5 protein-coding genes are annotated in these 4,549 nt (G+C 70.4%); all 5 read right to left on the bottom strand.

The annotated features are described in order from the left end of the window. Nucleotides 1-191 (bottom strand): hypothetical protein (locus AB0C29_RS34985; RefSeq protein WP_360829571.1); only part of this gene is annotated, 191 nt, incomplete at its 3' end. 133 nt (nt 192-324) lie between these two features. After that, a complete protein-coding gene (locus AB0C29_RS34980) occupies nt 325-1,140 on the bottom strand; it encodes a DUF4142 domain-containing protein (protein WP_360829568.1) in 816 nt (271 codons plus the stop codon). 106 nt (nt 1,141-1,246) lie between these two features. After that, nucleotides 1,247-2,245 carry an MEDS domain-containing protein gene (locus AB0C29_RS34975; protein ID WP_360829565.1) on the bottom strand — a complete coding sequence of 333 codons (999 nt, stop codon included), beginning with the start codon at nt 2,243-2,245 and terminating at the stop codon, nt 1,247-1,249. Then, the gene (locus AB0C29_RS34970) at nt 2,242-2,592 is read right to left on the bottom strand and encodes an STAS domain-containing protein (RefSeq protein WP_360829562.1); all 351 of its coding nucleotides are present in this window, start codon (nt 2,590-2,592) and stop codon (nt 2,242-2,244) included. Before AB0C29_RS34970 ends, AB0C29_RS34975 begins: the two co-directional genes overlap by 4 nt. A 155-nt stretch (nt 2,593-2,747) precedes the next feature. After that, on the bottom strand, nt 2,748-4,549 hold a 1,802-nt coding region (locus AB0C29_RS34965), incomplete at its 5' end, for a PhoX family phosphatase (protein WP_360829559.1).

Raw genomic sequence — 4,549 nt, 5'->3', positions numbered from 1 at the left:
AGCGCGCCCACGGCACCGGCGCGCACCACACCGCGGCGCGACATCCCGGTGTTCACGACGTCGCCGAGGTACGGGTTGTCCGTCCGGTTCGGCACCGGGTGGTCGCAGGCGTTGCCGCAGCGGTAGAGGCACGTCATCGCGTCGCGTCCGGTGTGGCCGAGCAGCGGCAGCAGGCGGGGTCGTTCAGTCATCGGGGCAGAGCTCCTCGCAGGCAATATGGCCCCCGTCACGGACGGGGTCGCCTGACGCTAAGAGCTGCGATTGGAGCTGGACCGGACGTACGGTGAACGCCGGATGAACACGACGGCCCGGGTCGTACCGGGGTCAGGACTCGAAGTACCTGGGGCGTTGCCGCCGGTAGGTCCGGCGGGAGTTCTGCATGAAGTACCGCAGGACGAAGGCGGTCACCGCCGCACTCGCGAGGGCGACCAGGATCATGGCGGGCACCGGATTCCGGGTCACCGACAGGTCGGTGGCCGAGCTCGCGGGTGTCTGCTGGGCGACGTTCGCCGTTCCGCCCGTGGCCGCGGCCGGCGGCGGCACGGTCGGCAGCGCGGCGAAGTCGACGATGCCGCTGCTCTCCAGCAGCGTCATGTGCGTCATGACGAACTGGTTGGTGCGCTGGGCCAGCTTGCGCACCGTGTCGTTGCGGGTGCCGGCCCGGATCGAGGCGATGGCCGGGAAGATCTTGCCGTGCGCCGCCCGCAGCCGGTCGATGTACACGCGGTCGAACTCCTCGCCCTCCGCGTCGCGCATCTCGGCGAGCCATTTCTGCTGGTCGGCGTTGGGCTTGTCGGGCAGGGTGACGTCCAGCTTCTTGGCCGCGGCCCGGACGAGCTTGTCGAGCGCGACATGCTGGGTGGCGATGTCCTTGCCGATCGCGCGGATCCGCGGATCCTGCGACTTCTCCTCGGCCATCTGACCGGCCGGGATCTCCCACAGCCCGGCGAGCCGGACCTTGACCGCGAAATCGCGGTCCGCGTCGGAGACGTCACCCTTGCCGCGGTCGGTGAGCAGGCCGTTGGGCGGCACCGGTACGCCGGGTTCGGCCCTTGCCACCTGCGGGTCGAGCACGAGCAGGGCGACCGCGGCCAGTGCCGTGCCCGCCAGGTGACGCAACATCCGATCGACCGCGAACACGTCAACCTCCGGCCATGGTTCTTCGATGATCCTGGTAGGCCGGAATACGGATCGCGGGCCGTTTCGGATCAACGCGGCGAAAACTTCGGCGCCGGCCGCGAGGAGGTCAGGTGGGCACGCGGAGATTGCGGTGGGTCACCGCGTAGGGGAAGTACATCCGTACGGCGGTCCGCCCACCGTCGGTGCGGGTGGTGAGGACGTCCGCGAACTGACGGGCGACCCACAGGCCGGCCGGATCGGCGGGGCTGACCGGTGGCCGGTAACCGGCGTGGACGGGGATGCATCGTCCGCCGTGGTCCTCGACGTGGACGATCAGGGTCGCGTCCTGACTCCAAGCGCGCGTTCGCACCGGCGGGCGGCCGTGTCTCAATCCGTTGGTGACCACTTCACTGGTCGCGGTGACCACCTGCCGTACCGCTGTGGGTACGAAGTGCTGCGAGCTCGCCCACCGGGCGACAGCGGCGCGACAGGCCGCCATCTCCTCGACGTGCCATACGGTCAGGTCCACATCCGTGACCGGCGGAACCGCCGTCTCGGCGGTCTGCGCCCGGCCGCCGAGAAAGTCGGCCGGCGCCACGTACCCGGGATTGTCCACGACGCCCCGGGCGCTCAGCTCACGCTGGTGGACCTTGCGAACCCCGTCGATGATCGACGGCGATTGCCGGCCGCCGTGCCAGACACAGGTGATCGAGCAGCGGTAGCAGGTGTACACCTCATTGGCCATGGCCTCGTAACCCAGGTACGCGGCCGCCCGGTCCACCGGCGAATCGGGATCGGTCACGACATCGGGCTCGGCGACGATGTGCACGACCTCCTGCCGGGACTGCCGTTCCCGCAGATACCGCAGGAACCTGGAGTAGGTGAAGCCCGTTCGCTGGTAGAAGGCGTTCATCGGCGCCCACCGCAGGGCGTGGGCATCCGGGCCGAGGCGGTCCCGGACGATCGCTTCGGTGTCGGTGCCGACGACCATCAGGACAGGCTGATCGGACGTGATCTTCCGGCGCAGGTACGGGAGCAGCACGCGTTCGACGGTGTCGTCCGCGTCGACCACGAGGGCGCGGTGGTCGAAGGTTCCCGAGCGGCCACCATCGGCCAGGCTGATCACTGTCGGCTCCCCGGGCTGTCGTGGCTCCCGTGTTTCAGCGCTACGCCGGGAAGCTCCCGTACACCACACAAGGTCAACATCTCCGTCACCGCCGGTGAGCACTGCAGACACACGGTCGCGCCTACGGCGTGTGCCGTGGCGCCCACCTCGGCGAGCATCCGAAGACCGGCGACATCAAGGAACGTGACGGAGCGGCAATCAACATCGAGCTGCCCAGGGCCGACGAGAGCGCGCATCCGTTGCCCGAGCACGGGCGCGCTGGCCGCGTCGATCGCGCCGGACACCGCGATCCAGCCGGCCGACCACACCGCCTCGCAGCCGGCCAGGACTTCCGACTGCCGCTCCATAGACCACAACCACCGCCATCGACCGGATCCTCGGCACGCTGCCGCCACCAGCGTCCGGCGCGGCCGGCCGGGCCGCAACCCGCCGCCACGAAAGGAGTAACGGGCCCGCCGGCAGGCGAGCCCGTCAAGCGCCCCGGGGTGGAGGGCCGGCCGGGTCAGCTGCCGATCGGGCCTCCGTCCAGCCGCCAGGTGACCACCACGGCCGGCTTCGCGAAGTCGCCGTCGGGCCAGGTCGAGGCCGGTTCGTCCAGCGTGGCGCCGTCGGTCTCACCGGGGTGCTGCACCGCCGTGAAGACCGAGCGGTCGTCGCCGGTGATGAACGGCCCGCAGGTCTCGGCGCCCGGCGGCACGGTCAGGAACTGCTTGAGGTGGCCGCGTTCCGGCCCTTCGATGGCGGTGGCGAACAGGCCGTCGTTGCTGCCCAGCTGGTTGCCGTCGGTGGCGATCCACAGGTTGCCGGTGCTGTCGAAGGCCACGTTGTCCGGGCACGAGATCGGCGAGACGGCGGTCTTGTCGTAGCCGGCGAAGTACGTCGACGGGTCGGCCGGGTCGCCGCAGACGATCGGCAACGACCAGGTGAAGGTCTCGCCCGTGTGGTCGCCGCCGTCCTCGACGAGCTCGAAGATCTGGCCGTGCTTGTTCTCCCGGCGGGGGTTGGCCTCGTCGGGCCCCGCGTTCGTACCCACGCCGCGGTTGACGTTGTTGGTCAGCGCCGCGTAGATCTTGCCCGTCCGCAGGCTGGGCTGCACGTCCTCGGGCCGGTCCATCTTGGTGGCGCCGACCGCGTCGCCGGCCAGCCGGGCGAAGGTCAGCACCTCGGCCGCGGTCATGCCCGGCACGTACGAGCGGTCCCCCGACACCAGCTTGATCCACGTGCCACGGCCGTCGAAGGCGCCGTCGGACGGCAGCTTGCCGCTGCCGTCGATCTCCGCCGGCGGGCTGTCACCGGTCAGCTTCGCGACGTAGAGCGTCCCGGACTCCAGCAGCGTCAGGTTGTGCCGGCGGGCCGAGGCCGAGCCGCCCGGGACGAACTTCTTCGCGGAGACGAACTTGTAGAGGTAGTCGAACCGCTCGTCGTCACCCATGTACGCGGCGACCTGGCCGTTCTTGGCGACGATGACGTTGGCGCCCTCGTGCTTGAAACGGCCCATCGCGGTGTGCTTGCGCGGGGTCGAATCGGGGTCGGACGGGTCGACCTCGACGATCCAGCCGAAGCGGTGCGCCTCGTGCGGATGCTTGGCCAGATCGAAACGTTCCTGGGCGCGGTCCCAGCGCCGTGACTCGTCCGGCACCCGGGTGGTGGTGGAGATGCCGTAGCGGGCCAGGGCCGGTTTGAGGGCGGCCGGGGCAGCGTCGCCACCGACGAAGTACTGGTTGAAGTTCTCCTCGCCGGACAGCACGGTGCCCCACGGGGTCACGCCGCCCGAGCAGTTGTTGAGCGTACCGATGGGGGTCAGGCCGCGTGGATCGGCCGCGGTGCGCAGCAGCGCCGTGCCGGCCGCCGGGCCGGTGAAGCGGAACGGCGTGTCCAGCATGGTGAAACGCCGGTTGTACGGCCGCCGGCCGCCGACCGGCCGCCACTGCCCGGTGCCGCCGACACGTTCGAGCTCCACCACGGACATGCCGTGCGCGGCCATCGCCACCCGGACCTGCTCGACGCTCAGAGCCTCCTGAGTGGTGAAGCCGGGGAACATCAGCTCCTCGTTGGTGTACTCGTGGTTGGCCACGAGCAGCGCGCGGCGCCCGTCGCGGCCCAGCGGCAGGACACCGAGGAAATCGTTGTTGTAGCCGAACTGCGCGGACTGCCGGCGCGCGGTCTGCCGGTGCACGTCCAGCCCGGGTACGCCGGGCAGGATCGGGTCGCCCCAGCGGATGACCACCGCGCTGTCGTAGCCGTTGGGCACGATCACCGTGTCCAGCTCGTTCGGCGGGATCGGCTTGAAGGTCAGCGCCCCGG

The sequence above is a fragment of the Actinoplanes sp. NPDC048791 genome, from assembly GCF_040650095.1.
Classification (GTDB): Bacteria; Actinomycetota; Actinomycetes; order Mycobacteriales; family Micromonosporaceae; genus Actinoplanes.
This window is presented reverse-complemented; position numbering and strand designations above follow the sequence as displayed.